The 24892-nt window shown below is 60.1% G+C and carries 24 protein-coding genes; 10 read left to right on the top strand and 14 right to left on the bottom strand.

What is annotated here, in order from left to right:
- The first annotated feature begins 2 nt into the window (after positions 1 to 2).
- From BG841_RS10810 to BG841_RS10795, 4 genes are all read left to right on the top strand, one after another.
- Entirely contained in the window at positions 3 to 257 is a 255-nt protein-coding gene (locus tag BG841_RS10810; RefSeq protein ID WP_070057668.1) for a succinate dehydrogenase assembly factor 2, read from the top strand.
- Positions 241 to 714, top strand: coding sequence for a hypothetical protein (locus BG841_RS10805; protein ID WP_070057667.1), 474 nt, complete (start codon positions 241 to 243; stop codon positions 712 to 714). The genes BG841_RS10810 and BG841_RS10805 overlap by 17 nt, the downstream gene beginning before the upstream one ends.
- 60 nt (positions 715 to 774) lie before the next feature.
- Positions 775 to 1773: a YgfZ/GcvT domain-containing protein gene (locus tag BG841_RS10800; protein ID WP_070057666.1), complete on the top strand. Its 999-nt coding sequence runs from the start codon at positions 775 to 777 to the stop codon at positions 1771 to 1773.
- Between the two features lie 85 nt (positions 1774 to 1858).
- Positions 1859 to 2692, top strand: coding sequence for an HDOD domain-containing protein (locus BG841_RS10795; protein ID WP_070057665.1), 834 nt, complete (start codon positions 1859 to 1861; stop codon positions 2690 to 2692).
- Here the strand turns inward: BG841_RS10795 and ung are convergent.
- From ung to ffh, 12 genes are all read right to left on the bottom strand, one after another.
- Complete coding sequence (ung, locus tag BG841_RS10790; RefSeq protein ID WP_070057664.1) at positions 2673 to 3410, bottom strand: uracil-DNA glycosylase; 738 nt, start codon at positions 3408 to 3410, stop codon at positions 2673 to 2675. The two genes, BG841_RS10795 and ung, sit on opposite strands and share 20 nt — an antisense overlap.
- A 3-nt stretch (positions 3411 to 3413) precedes the next feature.
- Positions 3414 to 4925: a lysine--tRNA ligase gene (gene lysS, locus BG841_RS10785; protein ID WP_070057663.1), complete on the bottom strand. Its 1512-nt coding sequence runs from the start codon at positions 4923 to 4925 to the stop codon at positions 3414 to 3416.
- A gap of 67 nt (positions 4926 to 4992) precedes the next feature.
- A protein-coding gene (prfB, locus tag BG841_RS10780) for a peptide chain release factor 2 (RefSeq protein WP_141737084.1) occupies positions 4993 to 6088 on the bottom strand; the annotation gives its coding sequence in 2 pieces (ribosomal slippage) (positions 4993 to 6015 and positions 6017 to 6088; 1095 coding nt in all).
- An 83-nt stretch (positions 6089 to 6171) separates the two neighbouring features.
- Positions 6172 to 7902, bottom strand: coding sequence for a single-stranded-DNA-specific exonuclease RecJ (recJ, locus tag BG841_RS10775; protein ID WP_070057662.1), 1731 nt, complete (start codon positions 7900 to 7902; stop codon positions 6172 to 6174).
- Positions 7903 to 7908: 6 nt separating this feature from the next.
- Positions 7909 to 9309 carry a threonine synthase gene (gene thrC / locus BG841_RS10770; RefSeq protein ID WP_070057661.1) on the bottom strand — a complete coding sequence of 467 codons (1401 nt, stop codon included), beginning with the start codon at positions 9307 to 9309 and terminating at the stop codon, positions 7909 to 7911.
- Between the two features lie 12 nt (positions 9310 to 9321).
- The gene (locus BG841_RS10765) at positions 9322 to 10623 is read right to left on the bottom strand and encodes a homoserine dehydrogenase (RefSeq protein WP_070057660.1); all 1302 of its coding nucleotides are present in this window, start codon (positions 10621 to 10623) and stop codon (positions 9322 to 9324) included.
- A gap of 74 nt (positions 10624 to 10697) precedes the next feature.
- The gene (xerD, locus tag BG841_RS10760) at positions 10698 to 11612 is read right to left on the bottom strand and encodes a site-specific tyrosine recombinase XerD (protein ID WP_070057659.1); all 915 of its coding nucleotides are present in this window, start codon (positions 11610 to 11612) and stop codon (positions 10698 to 10700) included.
- A gap of 98 nt (positions 11613 to 11710) precedes the next feature.
- On the bottom strand, positions 11711 to 12067 hold the full coding sequence (rplS, locus tag BG841_RS10755; protein ID WP_070057658.1) for a 50S ribosomal protein L19: 357 nt from the start codon (positions 12065 to 12067) through the stop codon (positions 11711 to 11713).
- A 24-nt stretch (positions 12068 to 12091) separates the two neighbouring features.
- Positions 12092 to 12850, bottom strand: coding sequence for a tRNA (guanosine(37)-N1)-methyltransferase TrmD (gene trmD / locus BG841_RS10750; protein ID WP_070057657.1), 759 nt, complete (start codon positions 12848 to 12850; stop codon positions 12092 to 12094).
- Positions 12851 to 12853: 3 nt separating this feature from the next.
- Positions 12854 to 13381 carry a ribosome maturation factor RimM gene (gene rimM, locus BG841_RS10745; RefSeq protein ID WP_070057656.1) on the bottom strand — a complete coding sequence of 176 codons (528 nt, stop codon included), beginning with the start codon at positions 13379 to 13381 and terminating at the stop codon, positions 12854 to 12856.
- A 21-nt stretch (positions 13382 to 13402) separates the two neighbouring features.
- Positions 13403 to 13648: a 30S ribosomal protein S16 gene (gene rpsP, locus BG841_RS10740; RefSeq protein WP_070057655.1), complete on the bottom strand. Its 246-nt coding sequence runs from the start codon at positions 13646 to 13648 to the stop codon at positions 13403 to 13405.
- 143 nt (positions 13649 to 13791) lie between these two features.
- Positions 13792 to 15180, bottom strand: coding sequence for a signal recognition particle protein (ffh, locus tag BG841_RS10735; RefSeq protein WP_070057654.1), 1389 nt, complete (start codon positions 15178 to 15180; stop codon positions 13792 to 13794).
- A gap of 191 nt (positions 15181 to 15371) precedes the next feature.
- Here ffh and BG841_RS10730 point away from each other — a divergent pair, with 191 nt between their 5' ends.
- The 4 genes from BG841_RS10730 to BG841_RS10715 all read left to right on the top strand — a co-directional run bounded on the left by BG841_RS10730 (position 15372) and on the right by BG841_RS10715 (position 20545).
- Positions 15372 to 16172: a cytochrome C assembly family protein gene (locus BG841_RS10730; protein ID WP_070057653.1), complete on the top strand. Its 801-nt coding sequence runs from the start codon at positions 15372 to 15374 to the stop codon at positions 16170 to 16172.
- A gap of 84 nt (positions 16173 to 16256) precedes the next feature.
- Entirely contained in the window at positions 16257 to 17537 is a 1281-nt protein-coding gene (locus BG841_RS10725; RefSeq protein WP_070057652.1) for an HlyC/CorC family transporter, read from the top strand.
- A 99-nt stretch (positions 17538 to 17636) separates the two neighbouring features.
- A complete protein-coding gene (locus BG841_RS10720) occupies positions 17637 to 18239 on the top strand; it encodes a Yip1 family protein (RefSeq protein ID WP_070057651.1) in 603 nt (200 codons plus the stop codon).
- A gap of 107 nt (positions 18240 to 18346) precedes the next feature.
- Entirely contained in the window at positions 18347 to 20545 is a 2199-nt protein-coding gene (locus tag BG841_RS10715; protein WP_070057650.1) for a DUF1631 domain-containing protein, read from the top strand.
- 83 nt (positions 20546 to 20628) lie between these two features.
- On the opposite strand, the gene grxD is transcribed toward BG841_RS10715, so the two are convergent.
- Positions 20629 to 20955, bottom strand: a complete 327-nt coding sequence (gene grxD, locus BG841_RS10710; RefSeq protein ID WP_070057649.1) for a Grx4 family monothiol glutaredoxin — start codon at positions 20953 to 20955, stop codon at positions 20629 to 20631.
- A gap of 301 nt (positions 20956 to 21256) precedes the next feature.
- Here grxD and argF point away from each other — a divergent pair, with 301 nt between their 5' ends.
- Positions 21257 to 22171, top strand: coding sequence for an ornithine carbamoyltransferase (argF, locus tag BG841_RS10705; RefSeq protein WP_070057648.1), 915 nt, complete (start codon positions 21257 to 21259; stop codon positions 22169 to 22171).
- 7 nt (positions 22172 to 22178) lie between these two features.
- Positions 22179 to 23249 (top strand): ABC transporter ATP-binding protein, encoded by a 1071-nt coding sequence (locus BG841_RS10700; RefSeq protein WP_070057647.1) that lies wholly within the window; start codon positions 22179 to 22181, stop codon positions 23247 to 23249.
- Positions 23250 to 23313: 64 nt separating this feature from the next.
- On the opposite strand, the gene BG841_RS10695 is transcribed toward BG841_RS10700, so the two are convergent.
- A complete protein-coding gene (locus tag BG841_RS10695; RefSeq protein ID WP_070057646.1) occupies positions 23314 to 24888 on the bottom strand; it encodes an ATP-binding protein in 1575 nt (524 codons plus the stop codon).
- Positions 24889 to 24892 lie beyond the last annotated feature (4 nt).

The following is a 24892-nucleotide window of genomic DNA, read 5'->3' as shown; positions in this document are numbered from 1 at the left end:
GTATGTCTGACATAACCCAATACAACCGCCTGTTCTGGCACAGCCGCCGCGGCATGCTCGAGCTCGACTTGCTGCTGCTGCCGTTTTTGGAGGAGGTGTATCGCGATCTGCCCGCCGAAGACCAAAAACGCTACGAACAACTGCTGACCTGTGAAGACACCGACATGTTCGAGTGGTTTATGCAGCGCAGCCAGCCCAAGGATCCCGAGCTCCGGCGTATTGTCGAGCTGATCATCAAGCATGCCGGACCGGTCTGAGCTGGTTGTGGCGCCGTCCATGGCTGCGGGGCTGCTGGCCGCCGCGCCCTGGATCGTGCTGCTGGCGAGCACGCTGGTAACCAGCTGGGTCGGCACCCCCCTGTTGCTGATTTTCGTGCCGGTGGCCTTGGGAGGTGCCCTGACTGAAGTGCACCGTTGCGGCTTGCTGCGCAGCCCCCGCTCGGTGGTCCGCCTGGCCATGCGCGGACGGGAATTACGGGCAGAACTCGGCGACGGGCGGGAATTCCCGGTCAGCGTCAGCGCTGACAGCCGGCTGACCGCCCGGGTGGCGCTGTTGAAAATCATCCCCTGTGCCCCCACCTCTTCTTCTGCCCACCCACTCGCCACCGTGGTGTTGCTGGGTGGCTCAGGACGTTTCAACAACATCCGAAGCCAGCCATTCAGGGAGTTTCGCGTTTGGTTACGACTGAACCGTTCCCTCCCTGAAACTGCCTGATTTTCGGCACATGCGTCACTTTGTACAGAGCACGCCCACAGTTAGGTTTGGAGTATTCACATGTCAGAATCTGTCAGTCTGGCGGCCCCTCTGCCAGCATCGGCCAGTAACCGCGTGGTCCTGAACGATCAGGTCGTGGTGCGCGTGAGCGGGGCCACCGCAGACGCGTTTTTGCATGGCCAGTTCAGCCAGGATCTGGGCGAGGTAACCGCTGCCCGTGCGCCCCGTGCCGCAGCCTGCACCCATAAGGGCCGTGCCTATTGCCTGACCCGGCTGGTGCGTCAGGGCGAGGATGTACTGTTCGCGCTGCCCGCCTCACTGGCCGACGAAGTCATCGCCCAGCTCGACAAATACCGCATGCTGTACCGGGGTACCACCATGGCGATTGACCCGCAGATGCACATTGTCGGTCTGCTGGGGACAGCAGCGGCCGCCGTCATTGCCGGCGAACAGGTGGCCGAACTGACCACCGCCGACGCCGCCCTGGCAATCGGCCCACACACCCTGATCCGCACCCAGGACACCGCGGAGGGGCTGAGCCGCTATGAACTGTGGGTCGACAGTGAATCGGACGACGAGCTCGCTCAGGCACTGGCCACCATTGCCGAGGCCTCACCCGCCGACTGGCTGGCCTCGGAGATTGCCGCCGGCGTGGCCCACTTGACGCCCGCCACCAAAGAAGCCTATGTACCACAGCTCCTTAACTGGCAGCACCTGGGCGGCATCCACTTCAACAAAGGTTGCTACACCGGCCAGGAAGTGGTGGCCCGCATGCATTTTCTGGGGCAGCTGAAACGCAGTCTCTACCGCCTCGCGCTGGTTGGCACCGATACCCTGCCAACGCCGGGCCAGGCGCTGACCGCCAATGAACGAAAAGCCGGGGAAATCGTGACCGCCGTGCGCTACGAAGACGGTACCGTTGAAGCCCTCGCGGTCGTGCGTCACGACGCGCCGGCCGACGCACTGCGCCTGAGCGACAGCAGCGCGCGCGTCGAGATCAGACCTCTGCCCTACGAGGTGACTGAGCGCAGCGAAGCGCACCGGGACACAGATACATAAGTAGACAGGCGAAGAACACAGAATTTGCTATAACAGGACGCACACTTATTCATCGCCCATTTTTGCAACTGGACACCAAACGATTATGTCAACAATTGCTGAAACCATTGCCCGCGACCTTGTCAACGCCATTGAACAGGACAAACTGTTGCTGCCCACCTTGCCTGAAGCTGCGCTGCAGGTGCGGGAAATTGCGGAATCCGACGATTCGTCAATCGCCGAACTGGTCGACGTCATCAGTAACGATACCGCGTTGTCTGCCCGTCTGATCCGCGTGTGCAACAGCCCGCTGTTTCGTGGTGGCCGCGCCATCGACAATCTGAACATGGCGGTCAACCGGCTGGGAATGGCCTACACCAGCAGCCTCGCGATGGGCCTGGCGATGGAACAGATGTTCCAGGCCACCAATGAAATTATCGATGTACGCTTGCGCCAGACCTGGCAAGCCAGCACCGAGGTGGCGGGTATCTGCCACGTGCTGGCGCAACATTTCACCCGCCTGAAGCCCCACCAGGCAACCTTGGCCGGGCTGGTGCATCTGATCGGGGTGCTGCCGATCCTGCGCTATGTCGAGGACCATGACATTGATATTGAGCCGGCGCAGCTGGACGCCACCATTGAGCGGCTCCACGCCAAAATCGGCCATCTGATTCTCAAACGCTGGGATTTCTCCCCGGAACTGCAAATTGTTCCCGTGGAATTCACCAATTTCCAGCGGCAGGTGACCAGCGCCGACTACGCCGACCTGATCATGGTGGCAAATCTGCAACGGGTGGCGGGCAGCGACCACCCCTGGACCGAGCTGGACTGGAACGCCATTTCCGCCTTTGACCGTCTGGGCCTGGATCCGGACATCGATATGAGCGGCGAAGATGACCTGAACGCGCAGATGGAAGCGGCTATGGCACTGCTGCAGTAGCCGTCGCCAGCGCCTGCTTGGGGGGAAGCTGCCAGACGACCGGCGGCTTGCCCTGCTGTGCCAGCCAGGCATTCGCCCGGGAGAAGTGCTGACAGCCGAAAAATCCGCGGTAAGCGCTTAACGGCGAAGGGTGTGGCCCTTCCAGCACCTGATGGCGGTTACGGTCTATGGCCCGCCCCTTGTGGTGGGCGTACTTCCCCCACAACAAAAACACCACCCCCTCGGACCGCCGATTGATCAGTTCAACCACCCGGTCGGTGAAGGTTTCCCAGCCCTTACGCCGGTGGGCTCCGGCCTGTCCCCGGGTCACGGTCAGCACGCTGTTGAGCAGCAACACCCCCTGTTCCGCCCAAGGCTGCAGGCAACCGTGATCCGGTGGTGTCGCGTCCACATCCGCCTGCAGCTCTTTATAAATGTTCACCAGTGAGGGCGGCGGCGGTACATCCGCACGCACACTGAAACACAAGCCGTGGGCCTGACCGGGTCCGTGGTAAGGGTCCTGTCCGAGAATCACCACCTTGACCCGCTCCAGCGGCGTGCTGTTCAAAGCGTTGAACAGCAGGGGCCGGGCCGGGTAGATTTCCTTACCGGCGTCTTCCTCGGCCCTCAGGAATGCGGCCAAATCGTGCATGTACGGTTGCTCGAATTCGCCCCCCAGATGCTCAAGCCAGCCATTCCCCGGTGCCAGCAGAGTCACCAGGGGCCCCGATTCTGCCATGCTTTATTTGTGCTCGGGGCGCATGGCGGGGAACAGGATCACATCGCGAATGGAGGGCGAATCCGTCAGCAACATGGCCAGCCGGTCAATGCCGATGCCCTCGCCGGCGGTCGGCGGCAACCCGTACTCCAGCGCCATAACGTAATCCTCGTCATAGAACATGGCTTCGTCGTCACCGGCTTCTTTCTCAGCCACCTGGGCCTGAAAACGTTCCGCCTGGTCTTCCGCATCGTTCAGCTCGGAGAAGCCGTTGGCAATTTCGCGGCCCCCGACGAAAAACTCAAACCGCTCGGTCACGAACGGGTTGCTGTCCTTGCGACGGGCCAACGGGGAAACCTCAGTTGGGTACTCGGTGATGAAGGTCGGCTGCATCAGGCGATGCTCGACCGTGGCCTCAAAGATCTCGATCTGCACCTTGCCCAGGCCCCAGCCATCTTTGACCGCAATGCCCAGGGCATGGGCCAATTCACGGGCCTGCGCCTCGTCCGTCAACTGGGCTTCGCTCAGTTCAGGGTTGTACTTGAGGATGGCTTCCACCACGGTCAGACGCGCAAAGGGTTGGCCGAAATCATACTCGATGGTTTCCACTTCGCCGCCGGCGAGCGTTTTGGTGTTGGTAACCAGGGTGGTGCCCAGCACGCTCTTGGTCACGTCCCGCAGCATTTCTTCAGTCAGGTCCATCAGGTCGTTGTAGTCTGCGTACGCCTGATAGAACTCCAGCATGGTGAACTCGGGGTTGTGCCGGGTGGACAAACCCTCGTTACGGAAATTGCGGTTGATTTCAAAGACCCGCTCGAAGCCACCCACCACCAGCCGCTTCAGGTACAACTCCGGCGCGATCCGCAGGTACATGTCGATGTCCAGGGCATTGTGATGGGTCACAAACGGACGGGCGGTGGCGCCCCCCGGGATTACCTGCAACATGGGGGTTTCCACCTCCATGAAATCGCGCTGAATGAAGTAGTTACGAATGGCACTGATGATTTTGGAGCGCGCGTGAAACACCCGGCGGGTGTCTTCATTGACCATCAGGTCGACGTAGCGATGACGGTAACGGGCTTCGGTATCGGTCAGACCCTTATGTTTTTCCGGCAGCGGCCGCAGGGACTTGGTCAGCAGGGTGTACTCTTCCATGGTGACATACAGGTCGCCCTTACCCGACTTGGCCAGGGTGCCGCGTACCCCGATGATGTCGCCCAGATCCCAGCTGCGGGTTTCCTGCTGCACCGCCTTGGACGCATACACTTGCATACGCCCGGTCATGTCCTGCACCACTTTGAATGCCTTGCGATCCAGCATCAGACGGCCGGCAATGGCGACTTTCAGCCCCAGCGCTGCCAACTCTTCCTTGGATTTATCGCCGTATTCGGCCAGCAGCGACGCCGCCGTGGTATCGCGGCGAAAGTCGTTGGGGAACGGGTTGCCCTGCGCTCGCAGGTCCGCAAGTTTGGCGCGGCGCTCCGCAATCAACTTGTTGTCATCACTCTGGGCGGCGGGGTGCGTCTGATCAGTCATGGTGTCTCGCTAGCAATCGGTTCAAAATTTTTTTTAACTACGTCGTCGGGCTCAAGTTGAGTCGGGGTTACACCGCCATTTTCAGGCTGGCTTCGAGGAATTTATCGATATCACCGTCCAGCACCGCCTGGGTGTTACTGGTCTCAATGTTGGTGCGCAGATCCTTGACACGGCCATCGTCCAGCACGTAGGAACGAATCTGGCTGCCCCAGCCAATGTCGGCCTTGGAGTCTTCCTGCTTCTGTTTTTCAGCGTTGCGCTTTTGCATCTCGTATTCGAACAGTTTGGCGCGCAGCTGTTTCATCGCCTGGTCTTTGTTCTGGTGCTGACTGCGACCGGCCTGACAGGCGACCACAATGCCGGTGGGGTTATGGGTGAGCCGCACCGCGGATTCTGTGCGGTTAACGTGCTGACCACCGGCGCCCGAAGCGCGATACACATCCACCCGCAAGTCGGCCGGATTGATCTCAATTTCGAAGCTGTCGTCCACTTCCGGGGACACGAACACCGAGGTGAATGAGGTGTGACGGCGGTTACCGGAGTCGAACGGGGATTTGCGAACCAGCCGGTGAACCCCGGTTTCGGTGCGCAGCCAGCCATAGGCGTATTCGCCCTGGAAGTGCACCGTGGCACTTTTGATGCCGGCCACATCACCGTCCTGCAATTCGACAATTTCGGTTTTGAACCCGTGGCGCTCGCCCCAGCGCAAAAACATGCGCAGCAGCATATTGGCCCAGTCCTGGGCTTCGGTGCCGCCGGAACCGGCCTGGATATCCAGAAACGCGTTATTGGCGTCCATCTCGCCGGAAAACATCCGCCGGAATTCGAGCACCTCCAGTTCGCCATCCAGCCGGGCCAGGTCGGCGGAGATGTCGGCTGCGGTGCCTTCGTCGTCCTCTTCGACGGCCAGCTCCAGCAGCATTTCCGCATCGTCCAGACCGCTGGTCAGGTTGTCGATGGTGGACACAATCAGCTCGAGTTCGGAGCGCTCTTTACCCAGCCCCTGGGCACGCTCCGGGTTGTCCCAGACCGTGGGGACCTCCAGTTCGCGCTCTACTTCAACCAGTCGCTCTTTCCGCTGGTCGTAGTCAAAGATACCCCCTAAGCACATCGGTGCGCTCACGCAGCTCTTTGATTTTGGTCACAATGGGATTGATTTCCATGGATTCGTACTCGCCTGTCGGATACTAAAAAATCAGAGGCCGCATTTTACCCGAAATGGCGCAGCAAAGCAGCCGCAGGCCGTTCAAATCGGCTCGATGTAATCAATCAGCAGCTGCAGGCTGGTGCGCCCTCGGAAGGTATTGGCGTCCGGCTTGTAGACCACCCGGGCCCCGGTGAGGGTGTAATCCGGGACCACCGGTCCTGTGTTGAAAGCAATGGCATCGATGATATCGCCCCCCCAGTCCGGCTGCAGCACCAGTTTCAAATGGTTCTCACCCACGATACGCTGGCGGACCACGCGGAATTCGCCATCGAACAGTGGCTCGGGAAAATGTTGCCCCCAGGGGCCTGCGCGGCGCAGCAGGGCTGCGGTTTCCAGGGTCAGCTCTGCTGCTGACAAGGGACCGTCAGTGACCACCACCGCTTCCAGAGCGTCCGCAGTGAGGGTGTCGCGTACCGCGGCGTCAAAGGCATCAGCAAAGGGTTCCAGACCGGCCGCGTCTATCGTTATGCCGGCGGCCATGGCGTGACCCCCGAACTTTTTCAGCATGCCCGGATGCCGGGATGCAACCGTCGCCAGCAGGTCCCGGATATGCAAGCCGGGGATGGAACGGGCCGAACCTTTCAGCTCCGTGCCGTCTTCACCGCGGGCAAAAGCGATCACCGGCCGATGGGTCTGTTCCCGCAGGCGTGCCGCCAGAATGCCAATCACCCCCTGATGCCAATCGGGCTCATAGAGCGCCAACCCCCACGGCAAACCGTCAAGGTCCAGGGACATGGAGGCCAGCAGTTCCTGCGCCTGCGCTTTCATGCCGTCTTCTATGGTGCGCCGTTCGCGATTGAGCGTATCCAGTTCCTGCGCCAGCCGGCGAGCTTCGTCCTCGCCATCGGCCAGCAGGCAGGCAATGCCCACGCTCATGTCATCGAGCCGGCCGGCCGCATTCAGCCGGGGGCCGACCACAAACCCCAGATCGACTGCGCTGATCCGGGTATGATCCCGGCCGGCAATATCCAGCAGCGCCAGAATGCCGGGACGGGCCAGGCCCTGGCGGATCCGCCGCAACCCTTGCTCAACGAAGATGCGGTTGTTGTGATCCAGCGGCACCACGTCGGCCACCGTACCCAGGGCCACCAGATCCAGCAGACTGCCCAAATTCGGCTGCGGGTCCGGCAGTCGCCCGGCCTCCCGCAAATACCGTCGCAGGGCCGTCAACACGTAAAACATGACGCCCACACCGGCGGCGTGCTTGCTCAGGAAGGAACAGCCCGGCTGATTGGGATTGACGATGGCGTCCGCCGCCGGTAACCGCTCGCCGGCCAGATGATGATCGGTGACCAGCACACGGACACCCAGGTCCTTGGCCGCTTGCACCCCCTCGACTGCGGCGATGCCGTTGTCCACGGTAATCAGCAGGTCAGGCAAGGCATTCTCTTGCTGCAATCGTTCAATGATACCCGGGGTCAGGCCGTAACCATCGGCAAACCGGCTGGGCACCCGATAGTCGATGTGTTGCAGCCCGAGCATGGACAACCCCAACAGGGCCACGGCGGTGCTGGTGGCACCATCGGCGTCAAAATCCCCCAGTACCAGGACCCGCTGTTGTTCGGCGATGGCCTGCGTCAACAACTCGACCGCGCCGTCAATACCGCGCAGGTCGAGGGGGGAAGCCAACTGTTTCAGGGTGTAGTCCAGCTGCGCGTCGGAGGTCACCCCGCGGGCCGAATACAAACGCCTCAACAAGGGCGGCAGCTGCCCCCCCCAGTCCCGGCTGGCACCGGGAACAGGGCGGCGCTGGATCTTTTTGATGGTCATGCCAAATTACGCGTGCTGCCAGTGTTCGGCGATGAAGTCCTGCACCGAGGTCAGCTCGTTGTCCAGCACGGTGTACCGCTCGTCGCGCTCGAACAGATCGGCCATGTGGGCGGGCAGCTCCGCGTCCACATTGACACCGGCGGCGGCAATGGCGTCCGGGAACTTGGCGGGATGCGCGGTTGCCAGGGTGACCATGGGTACGCTGGCGTCCCGGCGGCAGCTGCGGGCCGCGCGCACGCCAATCGCGGTGTGCGGGTCCAGCAGATACTCGTTTTGCTGGTACACGTCGCGGATGGTGTCGCAGGTGGCCTGGTCGTCGACCGCTTCGCTGTCAAACAACTTGCGCGCCTGACGCCAGCGGTAATCTGCAATGCTGACCGGCCCTTTGCTGGCGTTCTCCAGCAGGGTTTTCACGGCGTCACCATCCCGGCCATGCAGATCAAACAACAAACGCTCGAAATTGCTCGACACCATGATGTCCATACTCGGCGACAGGGTGTGCTCCAACTGTTGCTGCTCGTATTTGTTGCCACTCATGAAGCGGTGCAGAATGTCGTTGCGGTTGGTGGCGATCACCAGCTGGGAAACAGGCAAGCCCATCTGCTTGGCCAGATAGCCCGCAAAAATGTCGCCGAAGTTGCCGGTGGGGACCGAGAAGGCCAGGCTGCGGTCGGGGCCACCCAACGCCAGCGAAGCGTGAAAATAGTAAACGATCTGAGCCATGATGCGGGCCCAGTTGATCGAATTGACGGCCGCCAGCTGGGTTTTCCCGCCGAGGAACGACTGGTCACCAAAGCTGGCTTTGACCATGCGCTGGCAATCGTCAAAATTGCCCCGTACGGCGATGTTGTGAATGTTGTCACCGGTCACCGTGGTCATCTGGCGACGCTGGACTTCCGACACCCGCTCGTGGGGGTGCAGGATGAAAATATCCACGTGTTTGCAATGGCGGCAACCTTCAATGGCGGCCGAACCGGTATCACCGGAGGTGGCCCCCATGATGACCACGTGCTGATTGCGCTTTTCCAGTACGTAATCCAGCAGGCGACCCAACAATTGCAGGGCAAAGTCCTTGAACGCCAGGGTGGGTCCGCGGAACAGCTCCATGACCCACTCGTTGCTGTCGAGCTGCACCAGCGGCGCCACCGCGCCGTGGGCAAATTGCTGGTAGGTTTCATCCAGCATGGTGCGGAAATCGTCTGCCGGAATGGTGTCTTCCACAAACGGGTGCATGACGTTGAACGCCAGCTCGCTGTAGGACAGCCCGCGCCAGCTGCGAATCTCTTCGATGCTGAAGTGCGGCAATGACTCGGGCACATACAAACCGCCATCCGGCGCGAGCCCGGTGAGCAGAACGTCCTCGAACCCCAATGCGGGGGCCTGGCCCCGCGTGCTGATGTATCTCACCTTGAATACCTGTTATTGAAAGTTTTCTGCACGGATCCGGACCACCCGACCGTCAATGTCGGTCAGCGCCTCCAGATCATCGATGGCACAGTTCATCTGCCGTTCCTGCACCGTATGGGTCAGGATAATGACCGGTATCCGGCCGTCTGTGAGCTCCGATTCTTTCTGCATGATCGACTCAATGTTAATGCCGTGTTCACTGAGAATCGAAGCCACCTTGGCCAGTACACCCGGGCGATCAAACGCCTGAATCCGCAGGTAGTAGGCCGACTGCACGTCGTCCATGGACAATACCGGCAGGTCCTCCAGAGCCGAGTCCACGAAGCCGAGGAAAGGTACCGTCTGGCCGCTGCCGCTGACCACCGAGCGGGCCACATCTACGATGTCCGCGATGACCGCCGACGCGGTCGCCTCGGCTCCGGCGCCCGGGCCGTAATACATGGTCTGACCGACCGCATCCCCGTCGACCAGCACCGCGTTAAGCACCCCGTCCACCTGCGCAATCAGGTGACTTTGCGGCACCAGTGTGGGGTGAACCCGCAGCTCAATGCCGTCCTCACGGCGGCGCGCGACTCCCAGATGCTTGATGCGGTAACCCAGCTGTTCGGCATGGGCGATGTCGAAGGGGGTAATCGCCGAAATACCCTCGGTGTACGCCTGTTCGAATTTCAGCGGCACACCGAAACCGGTGGACGCCAGAATGGTCAGTTTATGGGCCGCGTCTATGCCCTCGACGTCAAAGGTCGGATCCGCTTCAGCGTACCCCAGGGCCTGGGCTTCCCTGAGCACTTCCGCGAACTCGCGGCCGGCCCGCATTTCCGTGAGGATGTAGTTGCCGGTACCGTTGATGATGCCGGCCATCCAGTCGATGCGGTTGGCGGCCATGCCTTCGCGAATCGCTTTGATCACCGGGATGCCACCCGCGACGCCGGCCTCAAATGCGACCATGACGCCTTTTGCGGCAGCCGCCGCAAATATTTCATTGCCGTGAACGGCGATCAGGGCCTTGTTGGCGGTGACCACGTGCTTTCCCTGGGCGATGGCTGCCATCACGAGGTCTTTGGCGACGCCTTCGCCGCCGACCAGTTCGACCACAATATCAATGTCGGGATCGTTCACCACATCGAATACATCGGTCGTGAACGGAATCGCTCCCAGATCCATATCACTCCGGGGGGTCCGGCTGGCCACCCGGCCCACCCGAATGCGGCAGCCTGCGCGTCCGGCTATGATGCTGGCATTGCGGCCCAATACGTTGAACGTACCTCCGCCCACTGTTCCCAATCCACAGATTCCGACACTGACGTCTTTCAAGCTTTCACCTCTGATTCACATGAGTTGCTATGCGCTGCATAGTATACCGATTAACCGCGCCGACAAAACCACAATCACCCCCGTGGGTGGTGCTGATGATGCAAGGCGTGCAAGCGCTGCCGCGCGACATGGGTGTAGATCTGGGTGGTGGAGAGATCGGCGTGCCCCAACAACATCTGCACCACCCGCAAATCGGCTCCGTGATTCAACAGGTGGGTTGCAAACGCGTGCCGCAGGGTATGGGGTGACAGGGGTTTGGTGATGCCCGCGCGACTGGCGTACTGCTTGATCCGGTACCAGAACGCCTGTCGGGTCATGGCCTGCCCCCGGCTGCCCGGAAACAGCGCATCCGACAGCCGTCCCTTCAGCAAGGTCCCGCGCGCGGAGGCCAGATACTGCAGCACCCAGTCCACCGCTTCCTCCCCCAGTGGCACCAACCGCTCCTTGCCGCCTTTGCCACTGACCCGGGCCACACCCTGGCGCAGGTTGAGCTGATCCACCCGCAGGCCGACCAGTTCCGTCACCCGCAACCCGCAGCCGTACAAAACCTCCAACATCGCCCGGTCCCGCAACTCCAGCGGTACCTCCACATCCGGCTGGGCCAGCAAGGATTCCACATCCGCTTCCGACAGGGTGTCGGGCAGCCGCTTCGGCAGGCCCGGGCTTTCGATCAGCAAAGTCGGGTCTTCGGTGATGAGTTGCTCCCGCAGCAAATACCGGTAAAACCGTCGCAAGCCGGACAGCCGCCGGGCGGCCGTGGAGGTTTTCAGCCCCTCGGCCAGGCCGCTGGACACCCACGCCAACAGATCCGCTCGGGACAACGTCAGCAACCCGGGCCTCCCCGGCCGCTGTCCGGCCCAGGCACACAGCCGCTCCAGATCACCCTGATACGCCTTGCGGGTCAACTCCCCCAGCCCGTCCTCCAGCCAGAGCGCGTCAATGAAACGCTGGATCAGCGCCGCGTCGGCCGGCTGTACTGTCGCTTTCACTGTGTTTTCCCACCCTGCTGCAATCACAAAAAAAAGGCAGCCACTGGCTGCCTTTTCTGCTTGGTACCGAATTACCGGGGACCCCGGGTCCGCAGCACTCAGCCCAGCTTTTCTTTGATACGCGCCGCCTTACCGGACAGATCGCGCAGGTAGTACAGCTTGGCCGCGCGAACTGCACCGCGACGCTTGACTGTAATGCTGTCGATCAGCTTGGAGAAAGTCTGGAAGGTACGCTCAACGCCCACACCGTAAGAAATTTTACGCACGGTGAAAGACGAGTTCATGCCCCGGTTACGCTTACCCAGAACCACGCCTTCGAACGCCTGAAGACGCTCACGGGTTCCTTCTGTAACACGCACGTGCACAATAACTGTGTCACCCGGTGCAAAATCCGGGATGTCCTTGGTCATCTGTTCAGTTTCAATCTGATTGATGATGTTGTTCTTGCCGCTCATCGTATGCTCCTGATACCTAATCTTTTAATGCCTTGACGATTCAAAGGCACCGGGTTCATTCAAAATTTCTTCCAGCAGTTCACGCTCTTCGGCCGCTAAAACCCGTCGTTCCAACAGGTCGGGGCGTCGCTCCCGGGTTCGCCTCAGCGACTGTTTCAGCCGCCAACGCCGAATCTGCTCGTGATGGCCACCCAACAGCACTTCCGGCACCACAAGCCCTTCGTAAACCTCAGGCCGGGTGTAGTGCGGGCAATCCAGCAAACCGTCAGCAAAAGAGTCCTGCTCTGCTGATTGCGCATGCCCCAACACTCCGGGTATACAGCGCGCGACCGCATCAATGACAGCCATGGCTGCCAACTCGCCACCGGACAGAACAAAGTCACCCAGTGACACTTCCCGATCAACTTCCGTCGATATCAGGCGTTCATCGACCCCTTCGTAACGCCCCGCCACCAGAATGAGATTCTGTTCTGCGGCAAGCGATTCAACCAGGGCCTGATCCAGAGGCTCACCTTGCGGTGACAAATACACTACACAAGCTTTACCAGGCGCATCGTTTCGAGCCGCATGAATGGCATCGCGCAGGGGCTGAATCTTCATCAGCATGCCCGGACCGCCACCATAAGGCCGATCATCAACAGTGCGGTGACGATCGTGGGTGAAATCCCTGGGATTCCAGCTTCTGAACGTCAACAAACCATCCCGGACTGCCCGCCCCGTGATACCGTATTCGGTCACGGCGTCGAACATGCCAGGGAACAAACTGACTGCGCCAATCCACACCCGCTAGAACTCCGGATCCCAATCCACAACCATTTGACCGGCGGCCAGATCAATGCTTTTGACCACCTGATCGGGCAGGTATGGAATCAAGCGCTCTTTTTGGTCGATCGAAGCCGGCGTGGGCCTTACAACCAGAACGTCGTTCGAGCCTGTTTCCAGAAGATGGTGTACCGATCCGAAACACTCACCTTCGACCGTTTCGACGCTGAGCCCCTCCAGCTGATACCAGTAGTACTCGCCTTTCGGCAGCTCCGGCAACGCGGCGGTGGGCACAACGATGTCAGCCCCACAGTAATTGCGGGCCACATCACGATCATTCACCCCCTTGAACTTGACGGCAATCCCCGGGCCCTGCCGGCGGCTGTCCTCAACCTCAAGAGAAATACGCTTACCACCCTGGAGCAAAATCCAGTTGCGGTAATTCAACATGCCTTCTTTGGGGGCTGTGTAGGAGAAGACTTTCAGCCATCCCTTGACCCCAAACACCGAGGTAATACGGCCAATCACAGTTTCCTGCGGATGCTGTGTCATGCCCACACCCCAACTGGCAACTTATTGCGCTGCGTTCTTTTTCAACAACTGGGCAACACGCTCACTGGTCTGAGCACCCTGGCTCACCCAATAGTTCACGCGTTCCTGATCAATGCGCAGACGCTCTTCCTGTCCACGGGCAATCGGGTTAAAGAAACCAACACGCTCAATGAAGCTGCCATCGCGGGACTTACGGCTGTCAGTGACTGTCAGATGGTAGAACGGGCGCTTCTTGGAGCCACCACGAGCCAAACGGATTGTAACCATTTCGACCTATATCCTGTTCAGTTATACGAACTTTGTACGCTTCCCGGCACCCCCGCTCAGGGGTATCGGGAAGACCCATACTCGAAAGGGGCGCTATTCTATGCTAATTCAGCGCCAAAGAAAACAGCTAATAACTACGGCTTTTACATACGCCCGAATGGCGGCATACCGCCGCCGCCACCCATGCCACCGCCCATACCGCCAAGGCCGCGCATCATGTTGGCCATGCCGCCTTTTTTACTGAACCTTTTCATCATCTTCTGCATTTGCTTGTGCTGCTTCAGCAGGCGGTTGACGTCCTGGATCTGGGACCCGGAACCGGCGGCAATCCGGCGCTTGCGGGAATTATTGATGGTGTCCGGAAAGCGACGCTCTTTGGGGGTCATGGAACAGATGATTGCTTCCATCTGCCCGACACTCTTGTCGTTGACCTGTTGCTGAGCCATCTGGGCCATCTGCCCCATCCCCGGCAATTTGTCCAGCAAGCCGCCGATGCCGCCCATGTTTTTCATCTGCTGCAATTGATCGCGAAAATCTTCCAGATCAAAGCTTTTGCCTTTCTTGATCTTCTTGGTGAGCTTTTTGGCCTTGTCCTGATCAAGCTTGCGCTCCGCCTCCTCGATCAGCGACAGCACATCCCCCATACCCAGAATACGGGAAGCGACCCGATCGGGGTGGAAAGGCTCCAGCGCATCGGTTTTTTCACCGATCCCCAGGAACTTGATGGGCTTGCCGGTTATGTGGCGCACGGACAAAGCCGCACCACCCCGGGCATCACCGTCTGTTTTGGTCAGCACCACCCCCGTCAACGGCAGGGCATCGTTGAACGCCTTGGCGGTATTGGCAGCATCCTGACCGGTCATGGCATCGACCACAAACAGGGTTTCGACCGGATTAATGGCGCTGTGCAGACGGCCGATCTCGGCCATCATCTGCTCATCGACATGCAGCCGGCCCGCAGTATCAACAATGACCACGTCGAGGTGCTTTTTACGGGCGGCGTCGATGGCCCCCTCGGCAATCGCGACCGGATCCTGGTCCCCGGTACTGGGGTGAAACTCGACCCCCACTTCGGCCGCCAGGGTTTGCAACTGCTGAATGGCGGCCGGCCGGTAAACGTCGGCACTGACGACCATAACGGATTTTTTTTGCCGCTCTTTGAGCTGGCGCGCCAGCTTGGCAACGGTGGTGGTCTTACCGGCGCCCTGCAGTCCCGCCATCATGATAACCGCCGGGGGTTGCACAGCAAGGTTCAAGCCCTCGTTGCCCTCCCCCATGACGCGCTCCAGCTCCTGCTGCACCACGCGCACAAACACCTGCCCCGGCGTCAGACTGCGCTGGACCTCCTGGCCGATGGCACGCTTGCGCACCCCGTCGATAAACACTTTGACGACAGGCAAGGCAACATCGGCTTCAAGCAGCGCCATGCGCACTTCACGCAGCGTACTCTTGATATTGTCATCCGTCAGGCGGGCCTGGCCTGATATTTTTTTCAGACTGCCGGAAAGTCGGTCGGTCAGATTTTCAAACATGGTGTTATTCCGTACCCCTGATAATTGGGCGCATGAACACGGAACCGGTTGATTCCGGTTGCACTATCGCGACATTATACCCAGACTATCGCTCTGAAACGACTGGGCAGGCGAAATCCATACACAATCGAGCCGGTCAATCCAGCCCGTCGACTGAATTACTATACAAATCAACACTCAAAAAGGACAACATGGGAACGCTGATTCTCGCGGTGACTTCGCTTCTTCTTTACAGTATCGGAACCGCGCTGCAGGCGCTCAGCTTCCGCGGACGGGTACACGCAGGCGTTGCCATCACCTCGGTCATCGGCGGAGTAGCGCTGGTCAGCCACGGCCTGCTGGCCTGGCAAGTCGTGCACCTCGAGTCCGGATACAACCTGGGGCTCTTCGAGAGCTCAGCGGTGATCTCCTGGCTGATCGTCGCCATGCTGCTGGTCCTGAATTTACGCAAGCCGGTGCACAACCTGTTCCTGGGCATTTACCCACTGGCCTGTCTGTCCATCCTTGCCGTGCTGATCAACACCACGCCCCCGCGGATTGTGGCAGACAGCAGTTACGGCATCCTGGCGCACATTACCCTGTCCATAACCGCCTACAGCCTGCTGTCGCTGGCGGCGGCCCAGGCGCTCCTGCTGCACATCCAGAACAACCAACTGAAGAGCAACTACAACAGCGCGCTGATCCGCAACCTGCCCCCGTTGCAGACCATGGAATCGCTGCTGTTTGAAATGGTCTGGGCGGGAGTGGTCATGCTGACCTTCGCCATTCTCACCGGGGCGGTGTTTATCGACGACCTGTTTGCCCAGCACCTGGCCCACAAGACCGTATTCTCTCTGCTGTCTTTGGCGGTGTTTGTCGCCCTGCTGATCGGCCGCTACACCAAGGGCTGGCGTGGCACCACCGCAAGCCGCTGGACCCTGGCGGGGACCGCCCTGCTGATGCTCGCCTACTTTGGCAGCAAGCTGGCACTGGAGTTCATCTTCCAACTATAAGGCCGCCTCACCACGCAACACTTGACAGCAATGGCCATCAGCCCCTATTTTGCCAGATTATCCAAAACATAAGGACGGCACTTTTTGAACGAGGCATCGCTTACCGCGCTGTTTTCCCTTCTTGTAGGCCTCATTTTACTGTCTGCATTCTTCTCCAGCTCCGAAACCGGCATGATGGCCCTGAACCGGTACCGCCTGAGACACTTGGCAAAGACCGGCCACAAGGGTGCCCAGCGCGCGCAAAACCTGTTGCAACGCACTGACCAACTGATCGGCGTCATTCTGATCGGCAACAACTTTGTTAACATATTTGCGTCGGCAATCGCCACGGTGATCGCCATACGCATCTGGGGCGACGCCGGCATTGCCATTGCCACCGTGCTGCTCACCGTGGTCATCCTGATCTTCGCCGAGGTCACGCCCAAGACCCTGGCCGCGCTGTTTCCGGAGAAAATCGCATTTCCCGCCAGCGTCGTTCTGGGGCCGCTGCTGAAAGCGCTGTACCCGATTGTGTGGCTGGTAAACCTGCTCACCGGCGGCATCCTGAAACTGATGGGCATCTCTGCTGCGAACGCTGCGGACGACCACCTCAGCCGCGAAGAACTGCGCACCCTGGTCAACGAGGCTGGCGCACTCATTCCGCCCAAACACAAAGACATGCTGGTCAGCATTCTCGACCTGGAAAACGTCACCGTCAATGACATCATGGTGCCGCGCAACGACGTCATCGGCATCGACCTCGACGACGACATGGACACCATCATCCGCCAGCTCCGCGCCAGCCAGCACACCCGCCTGCCGGTCTACCAGGGGGACATCAACAACATTCAGGGCATCCTGCACCTGCGCAACGCCACCAAACTGCTGCTGCAGGACACGGTCAACAAAGCCATGCTGATGCAGCTGTGCCGGGAGCCCTTCTTCATTCCGGAAAGCACCCCGCTGAACACCCAGCTGATCAACTTCCAGAAAGACAAGCGGCGCTTTGGCATAGTAGTGGACGAGTATGGCGACGTGCTGGGCATAGCGACCCTGGAAGACATTCTCGAAGAAATCGTCGGCGAGTTCACCACCGACTTTGCCGCCACCAGCCCCGACATCATCCCGCAGAAAAATGGCACCTTTATTATTGACGGTACCGCACCGGTGCGCACCATCAACAAAAACCTCGGCTGGAAACTGCGCACCGACGGCCCCAAGACCCTGAACGGTCTGATCACCGAACAACTCGAAGCCATCCCGGAAACCAACGTTTGCCTGTACATTGACGGCCACCCCATTGAAGTGCTGCAAATCAAGGACAACGTAGTACAGGCTGCGATTGTCCACCCCATCAAACGGCGCAAGCGCTACGGGAAATCCTGACGCAAACCTCGCAGCCGAAGCAAAACCTTGACCAATCACCGTTCACCACCAAAACTAAAGAGGCGAGATTGAAGAATAATAAACAAAGGGGAATCATCCATGAGCCTGGGACACGCCTTCAGCCTGCTGGTAAAACCTGATCGCACATGGGAAGCCATCCGCAAAGACGCCGAACCCGTCAGCAAACTGTACATCGGCCACATCCTGCTCCTCTCGCTGATTCCGGCCGCCGCGGGGTATTACGGCAGCACCCATGTCGGCTGGCAAATCGGCGATGGCCCGGTCATACGATTGACGGCCACCAGCGCCTTGCAGCTTACCGTGCTGTTTTACCTCGCTCTGCTGGTCGGCATCTATATCATCGGGCGCTTTATTGATTTTTTCTCCGCCACCTACGCGGTGAAAGGCCGGCAGCGTTTTGGTACCACCCTGGCGGCTTACGCGGTGACCCCGGTGCTGCTGCTGGGCGCGTCCGCGGCTTACCCGCACATCTGGCTCAACATGTTCGTCGGCTTTATCGCCATTGCCTACGCGGTCTACCTGCTTTACGAAGGCCTGCCGATTCTGATGAACATTCCCGAAGGCCGCGGTTTCATGTTTGCATCGTCGGTACTCACGGTCGGTTTAGTGATGTTCGTCGCATTATTGGCAATCAGTGTGGTGATCTGGAGTGTAGGCATAGGTCCAGTCTACACTGGCTAGCAATTGCTTATTTAACCCGTACAGGATTTACGGTAGATTAACCCGGTTCTAGAAGATCAAACGCAAGGTCCGGTGGGTATCCGGTCACGGCAAACAGGGAGTCGGCCATGAACAAGCAGTCCGGCATACATCACCTCCACGGTCACGGGGACGGTGCCGCTGCGCCTGGCGCTCCCGGTGAAGTCGTAAGAATCCGCGACACGGTGGTGGCCGGACTCGGAGACCTGCTGCAGGGCGCCTTTGACGCCGTTGATGACTCCCTGTTCGAACTCGCCAATAACGCCCGCAGCAACAACGAGCAGAACCGCTACTTTGAAGCAATGCGCGAAATACGCATCAAGCGTAAAGGCATAGAAAAAAGCTTCCAGCACGCGGTGGGCCAGCTGTTCGCGAACCCGCCAACCTCCAGCTCCACCGAAACCACGCAGCTAAGCAGCAGTCCCGCCACCGCTGACAGCCTGTCCCTGGTGCAGGATGACGATCTGGAAGAGCAGGTCGCCCTGAACGCCATGATCAGCAAATCCCGTGCTTACTTTCAGGGTCCGCTGATTCAACTCCAGGCCCGCTTTTCGGCCGTCTATCCCGGTGCCGGAGAAGACAACCCGGTCAACCCGCTGGCCCCCGAACACCTGTGCAGCGCGTTCGTGGAAGCCGCCCAGGTCCTGGAGATCCAGATTCGTGAGCGTCTGATTGTCCTCAAACAATTCGACCGCTACGTGGTCGCCAATCTCGGCATGCTGCTCGATGAAGCCAACCGCATTCTGATCCACGCCGGAGTGATTCCCAATTTTCGCTACCACGGCAGGAAGCCCCCCCAGAACACAGCATCCAGCTCATCGGAACGGCCGGCGGATGCCGCCAGCAGCGCCAGCACCCGGGAGGAAGATGAAGCCCTGTTCCAGCAGATTCATCAGCTGCTGAGCCAGCAACGGCACCACGCCAACCAGCCGCCAAGGGGCTCCGACCCGAATCTGCAGGTGATTGGCGGCGCCGAGTTGGTGCAGATTTTACGCAACCTGCCGCAAAGACCGGCAGAGCAGGACACCAGCAACCTGAGCGCGGGCGACCCGGTGGTGATCGACCTGCGCGCCCTCGTGGCGCAACTCCTCAGCGGCGCCAGAACCGATGAGGGCAAGCAGGCCGCACTGACTGAAATCGATGAAGATCTGATCAGCCTCGTGGCCATGCTGTTCGAATTCATCCTGGATGACTATAACCTGTCAGCCCCGATTCAGGTGCTGATCAGCCGGTTGCAGATTCCCATCCTGAAAGTCGTCATCAAGGACCGCAGCTTTTTCAGCAAGTCGAGCCACCCTGCCCGGCGCCTGCTGAACTCGCTGGCCAAAGCGGGCATCGGCTGGAGCAACAGCGACGAAAAAGCCCGCGACAAACTGTACGAGCAAATCCATACCATTGTACTGCGCATTCTTGACGAATCTGATGGTGACGCTGTGTTGTTTGAAACGCTGAATGACGAGTTTGACCAGTTCCTGGCCCGGGAAAACCGGAAATCTTCACTGGTGGAGCAGCGCACGCGCGAATCTGAGCGGGGCCGCATCAAGTCACAAAAAGCACAGGAGACGGTCGACAAACTGCTCCACGACAAACTTGCCCGCTACCGGGTGCCGGAGGCCATCCGGGACATCCTGTTGAACGGCTGGAGCCGGGTGTTGTTTCTGGCCTATCTGCGCGACGACCTGGAGCACCGCTGGATCCAGTCTGTCAGGGTGGTGGACGACCTCATCTGGTGCCTGCACCCCCATCAGGACGACGACCGGCGAAGCCAATGGGTGCGGGTGGTGCCCGGCCTGCTTAAATCACTTCGGGCGGGACTGGAAGAAGTGTCCTACAGCTCGGCTCGCCTTGACGAGATGATGGGCGAGCTCAAGCGGGAACTCACCCAGGCGTTTCGTGCCCACGCGCTGGCAGAAGCCCAGGACACCCCGCCCGAGCCTGAATCCTTCGAGCCGGCGCCGGAAGTGCACCAAACCGCCATACAGCGCCAGCAAGAACTGGAAGACGCCGCCATCGCCGAACACGTCGGCAAGATCGATGCCATTGAAGTCGGTAACTGGGTTGAGTTCAATCTGGTAAACGGTGCCAGTTTTCGCTGCAAGTTGTCGGCGGTGATCGAAGAAGCGGACAGTTTTGTGTTCGTGAACCGGATGGGGCTCAAGGTGATCGAGAAAAGCCGGTTTGAACTGGCCCATGAACTGCGGCAAGGCCGGCTTACGGTGCTTGAGCAGGGCGCCTTGATAGACCGGGCCCTGAACGCGGTCGTGGGCAGTTTGCGGGGCAAGGCCTGACAAGCGCCTGAAACGGCGCCGGTCGGCAAAAATTCCGCTGCCGGGGCTGGTACAACCCGGCCCCCGGAGCGGCTGCGGCGGAATCAGGCTTCAGCTTTTTGTACGGCCGCCTTGACCATGGTAGCCAGTTCGCCACTCTCGGACATTTCCAGCACGATGTCACAACCGCCAACCAACTCACCGTCGATGTACAGCTGTGGATAGGTGGGCCAGCTCGAGTAGATTTTCAGTCCTTCGCGCAGCTCCTGATTGTCCAGGATGTTGACGAACGCGAAACGCTCGCCACATGCCATCAGGGCCTGCACTGTTTTCGCGGAGAAGCCGCACTGCGGCGCCTGGGGAGAACCTTTCATGTAGAGAATGACCGGGTTCTCTTGCAACTGGCTCTTGATGGTTTCGTTGATATCCATAAAACTTCACCCTTCATAAACAACGGAAGCACCGACCTGCGATGCACTTGAGCACATTGTACACACCCTGCGGGATACTCACCAAACAGGTTCGCTCTCTTCGGCCCGCCAATACCGCCACGGCGTTGTCATGCTAGGGGTTACCCGCTAGACTTGGATGTCTGCCAGCACATAGGCACCCCAGACCACCAACCTTCCCGCGAACCGGTGCAATGAATGCATGCCGGTAGTGTCGTTGTTCCCGGCTGGGCATGGTCTGACACTTCCACGATTGACGGTTTATATACAGAAGGCCGAGAACATGGCAACAAGACATTTCCTGACCCTCAACGACATGACGTCCGCTGAGCTGACCGATCTATTGGCGCACGCCAGCAAACTGCGTCAAGCCTGGCGAAAGGGAGCAACCCGGGATTCATTGAAAAATCGCGTGCTGGCCATGGTGTTCGAGAAATCGTCAACACGCACCCGGGTTTCGTTCGAAGCCGGCATGACCCAGCTTGGCGGCGCCGCCTTGTTCTTGTCGCCCCGGGACACCCAACTGGGCCGCGGCGAGCCGATCGAAGACTCCGCCCGAGTGATATCCAGTATGGTGGATGCGGTCATGGTGCGCACCTTCGCCCATGATATTGTCACCCGGTTTGCCCAAGCCTCCCGCGCCCCGGTCATCAATGCGCTGACGGATGATTACCACCCCTGTCAACTGCTGGCAGACATGCAGACCTACCAGGAGCACCGCGGCAGCATTGCCGGCGCAACAGTCACCTGGGTGGGAGATGGCAACAACATGTGCAACTCGTACATCAATGCGGCACGTCAGTTCGGTTTTAACCTGCGCATTGCCTGCCCCCAGGGCTATGAACCCGACGCCAGTCTGGTCGCGGAAGCCGGAGACCGGGTCCGGATCATGCCTGACCCCGCCGAAGCCGCCCGCGACGCCCACCTGCTGGTCACTGACGTGTGGGCCTCCATGGGTCAGGAAGAGGAGCAAAAGGCCCGTAAACAAGCCTTTGCCGGTTACCAGATCAATCCCGGGCTGATGCAACTGGCGGACAAAGACGCGCTGTTCATGCATTGCCTGCCCGCCCACCGCGGCGAAGAAGTGTCAGCAGACATGCTCGACCACCCGGGGTCGGTGGTGTGGGATGAGGCCGAAAACCGCCTCCATGCGCAGAAGGCGCTGTTGGAATTTCTCATTCTCGGCAAACTGGACTGACGTACATATGAGCAAGGGGCAACTCGACAACCCAGGCTGGCACCTTGAGGTCAAAAACCTGTCCTGCGGGTATGAGGGCGAGGCGGTGGTCCGGGACATCAGTTTCGTGCTGGGCTACGGCGACATTGGCTGCCTGCTGGGCCCCAGCGGGTGCGGCAAAAGCACCACTTTGCGGGCGCTGGCGGGTTTTTTGCCCATCTCCGGCGGTGAAATCCGGCTGGAGTCCCGCCCCATCAGCCTGCCGGGTCGCATGCTGCCCCCGGAGCAGCGCAAAATCGGGATGGTGTTTCAGGATTACGCTCTGTTCCCCCATCTCACCGTCGCCGACAACGTCGGGTTTGGCCTGCACAATGAAACCAAAACGGAACGGCGCCGCAAGATCATGGAACTGCTCGATCTGGTTCATTTGCAGGATCTCGCCAACCAGTACCCCCACGAGTTGTCGGGCGGTCAGCAGCAGCGGGTCGCCCTGGCGCGTGCTCTGGCACCGCAACCCACCCTGATCCTGCTGGATGAACCCTTTTCGAACCTGGACTCGGATTTACGGCGGCGGCTCAGCATCGATGTGCGCGAAATCCTGAAGAGTCTGGGCATCAGCGCCATGCTGGTTACCCACGATCAGCACGAGGCATTTGCCATGTGCGACCAGGTGGCCGTGCTGAAAGCGGGGGAAATTCAGCAGTGGGACGTGCCTTACAACCTGTACCATGAACCGGCCAACCGTTTTGTGGCCGGTTTTGTCGGTCAGGGGGGGTTCATACCGGGTGTCGCCCTGGGGCCGGATACGATCAAGTCCGATCTGGGGACAATTCACGGCAATCGCGCTTATAACTGGTCTGCTGGCACGTTGGTGGATGTGCTGATTCGACCGGACGACATCGTGTACGATCCGGAGTCGGCCCTGAAACCCAAGGTGGTTGAAAAGACCTTCGCCGGCACTTCCACCCTGTACCGCTTCCGCCTGTCGGACGATACCGAGTTTGAAGCCCTGTTCCGCAGCCACCTGGACTTTCACCTGGGCGAAGCCGTGCCTGTGGCTGTAGACGCGGATCATTTGATCGCGTTTGAGCGCCTGTAAGGCAGTCACGCCATCGCAGCCGGTTGCTGACAGGCTCGCCCCATGCGAAGCCAGCCGCCGGTTGTCACCCGGCCGCGCCACCTTGGCGGCGTGGCCACACCAGACTGAATTGCGCACCACCCAGGGCGTCGCTGCGCCCGACGAACGCCTGACCGTTGTGCCAGTAAAGAATGCGCCGCACGATGGACAACCCCAGCCCATAACCGCCTGAAGTCCGCGTCCGACTGTCGTCCAGCCGGGAAAACGCCGTGAACACTTTCTCCCAGTCCGCCTCCGGGATGCCGGCACCGTCGTCTTCGACGTCAATACGGCAATTCTCTGCGTCCAGCCGACAACGTACCCGCACTTCGCTTTCGGCATAGCGGGCCGCGTTGCCCACCAGATTCTGAATGGCCCGGTGCAGGTAGCGAGGCTCTACCTCGGCCAGCGCACCTTGCGCCGCCTCTCCGGCAAAATCAGCACGGATGGCAATACCGGGCTTCACCTGCTGTTGCTCCGCCACAACCTGGCGCACTATATCGGCCACCGAAGATTCCACCAACGCGAACACAGGGCCGCCCTGCTCCAGCCGCGCGTAGGTCAGAATCTCGTCGATCAGCTCATCCAGCTCCTGGATATCGCCGTCTATGCCTTCCAGCTGTCGGTGCAGGGTTTCGGGGCTGTTACTGCTTTCGATCATCTGGACGCCAAAGCGGATGCGTGCGACCGGGGTCCGCAATTCGTGAGAGACGGCGTGTATCATCTCCCGTTGCACCCCGACCAACCGCTGGATATGCTCGGCCATGCCATTGAACGCGGCCGCCAGCCGGTACACCAGATCCGCCGGTTGCGCCTCCATCCGCGCGCTCAGGTCGCCACGGGCAATGCGTGCCGCCACAGACTCGGCAGCTTGCAGGTTGCGATCCAGAATGCGCAACGCCAGGTACAGCAGCAGCGCGACTGAAAGCGCCGCCAGGATCACACTCAGCGCCACCACCGGCAGCGACCAGGGGTTAAACGGGGCCGGCACCGCTTGGTGCACCAGTGTGCCATCATCCAGACGCATCAGCACACGACCATGGCCAGCGGAGTCCCGATAGAAGGCCAGGCCACGCTCAGAAACCCGCTGCAACACCGCCGCCGGGGGAATCATCGCGTCATCACGCACGGTCACCAGCCCCACCTGCAGGGCCCGGGACAACTCGGCCAGCACATGCTCGCGGGCGGCCTCCGGAACTTCGTTCAGATGCCACAGGGTAATTAACGCAATCGACTCGGCCACATCCCGATAAACGGATCGGAACAACATGCCCTGAATATCGCCGTTGCGGGCTTGCACCAACACCCGCAGACCGAGGCTGTTCTCCAGCGCCACCACCTGGCCGTAACCAAGCCGCTCCTGAACCCGCCGGCTGAGGCCGCCGGCGGGTGCGTCCAGGACGGTGAAGTCATAATAATCGCTGAGCCATTGGTAACGCGACTCGGGGGACGGCATGCTGGCGAGCCACCGCATCAGCGGCGCCGGATAATGCTCGTTCCAGGCCTGCAACCGAACCGAGTTGATGCCCCAGAACACCCCCAGAGAAAGGGCCAGCACAAAGGCGACCAGAACGGCCAGGCGGGCATACAGGTTCAGGAAGGCCTTAGGCGTTGCAGTCACTGCA

This window comes from Marinobacter sp. X15-166B (assembly GCF_001752365.1).
GTDB lineage: Bacteria > Pseudomonadota > Gammaproteobacteria > Pseudomonadales > Oleiphilaceae > Marinobacter.
This window is presented reverse-complemented; position numbering and strand designations above follow the sequence as displayed.

Coding starts and splice junctions, on each gene's coding strand:
- argF (WP_070057648.1), top strand. CDS start 21,257: ATGGCAACAAGACATTTCCTGACCCTCAACGACATGACGTCCGCTGAG.
- recJ (WP_070057662.1), bottom strand. CDS start 7,902: ATGACCATCAAAAAGATCCAGCGCCGCCCTGTTCCCGGTGCCAGCCGG.
- rpsP (WP_070057655.1), bottom strand. CDS start 13,648: ATGGTTACAATCCGTTTGGCTCGTGGTGGCTCCAAGAAGCGCCCGTTC.
- BG841_RS10795 (WP_070057665.1), top strand. CDS start 1,859: ATGTCAACAATTGCTGAAACCATTGCCCGCGACCTTGTCAACGCCATT.
- BG841_RS10700 (WP_070057647.1), top strand. CDS start 22,179: ATGAGCAAGGGGCAACTCGACAACCCAGGCTGGCACCTTGAGGTCAAA.
- lysS (WP_070057663.1), bottom strand. CDS start 4,925: ATGACTGATCAGACGCACCCCGCCGCCCAGAGTGATGACAACAAGTTG.
- BG841_RS10805 (WP_070057667.1), top strand. CDS start 241: ATGCCGGACCGGTCTGAGCTGGTTGTGGCGCCGTCCATGGCTGCGGGG.
- BG841_RS10715 (WP_070057650.1), top strand. CDS start 18,347: ATGAACAAGCAGTCCGGCATACATCACCTCCACGGTCACGGGGACGGT.
- rplS (WP_070057658.1), bottom strand. CDS start 12,067: ATGAGCGGCAAGAACAACATCATCAATCAGATTGAAACTGAACAGATG.
- rimM (WP_070057656.1), bottom strand. CDS start 13,381: ATGACACAGCATCCGCAGGAAACTGTGATTGGCCGTATTACCTCGGTG.
- BG841_RS10810 (WP_070057668.1), top strand. CDS start 3: ATGTCTGACATAACCCAATACAACCGCCTGTTCTGGCACAGCCGCCGC.
- ung (WP_070057664.1), bottom strand. CDS start 3,410: ATGGCAGAATCGGGGCCCCTGGTGACTCTGCTGGCACCGGGGAATGGC.
- BG841_RS10730 (WP_070057653.1), top strand. CDS start 15,372: ATGGGAACGCTGATTCTCGCGGTGACTTCGCTTCTTCTTTACAGTATC.
- BG841_RS10720 (WP_070057651.1), top strand. CDS start 17,637: ATGAGCCTGGGACACGCCTTCAGCCTGCTGGTAAAACCTGATCGCACA.
- ffh (WP_070057654.1), bottom strand. CDS start 15,180: ATGTTTGAAAATCTGACCGACCGACTTTCCGGCAGTCTGAAAAAAATA.
- grxD (WP_070057649.1), bottom strand. CDS start 20,955: ATGGATATCAACGAAACCATCAAGAGCCAGTTGCAAGAGAACCCGGTC.
- BG841_RS10800 (WP_070057666.1), top strand. CDS start 775: ATGTCAGAATCTGTCAGTCTGGCGGCCCCTCTGCCAGCATCGGCCAGT.